This window comes from Streptomyces sp. A1136, assembly GCF_004795055.1.
GTDB lineage: Bacteria > Actinomycetota > Actinomycetes > Streptomycetales > Streptomycetaceae > Streptomyces.
On record NZ_SSBJ01000210.1, the window covers coordinates 1 to 641 of the forward strand.

At 77.2% G+C, this 641-nt stretch carries 1 pseudogene; it reads right to left on the reverse strand.

The features are described 5' to 3' along the window. Window positions 1–210 precede the first annotated feature (210 nt). A pseudogene (locus E6R62_RS38135) lies at window positions 211–641 on the reverse strand (transcriptional regulator); the annotation flags it as partial.

Here is a 641-nt window from a genome sequence, read left to right on the forward strand (position 1 = left end):
CGGCCACGCATCCCGCGACGACGAGCGCCCTCCCCAGCCGACTCCGCCGCCCCGGTCGGCCCTGCTGCCCCTGCCGTCCCTGCCGCTCCCCGTGTCTGCCGGCTCCCACGGGCAACTCCTCTCTCCTGGTGCCATGGACATCCCAAACGCCCCGACGCTACCCAGAAGTCGACCGCAGGAATCCCGCCGTCGTCACCCGCCCCGGCCGGGTCACTCGCCGCGCAGCTCCGCGGCCAGCGCGCCGTCGCCGGAGACCACGATCCGGCCGTCCTCGACCGCCTCGGCGAACGTCGGCTCGCCACGCCCCAGCGCGAGGCACAGCTCCGCGTCGAGGGCGATGCGCGCGTCGGCGTGGGCGGCGGGCCCGTCCCCGTACACCGGGTCTCCGGCGGCCGTCATCCCCGTACGTACGTGGAACTCGCCCTCGTCCAGGCGGACGTCGAGCACGCCCGTGGCGACCGGGCCTCCCGGTCCCTCCAGCGCGCGCAGCAGCGGGAGCGCGAACCAGTGCGCACGGACCGCGTCCGTCGGCCGCCGCTCGGCCAGTGCGGGGGCGCCCCACTCGGCGAGTGCGGCGAGGACCGGCAGCAGCCCGTGACCGCGCGCGGTGAGCGCGTACACCGAGGCGGCGGCAGGCGGCG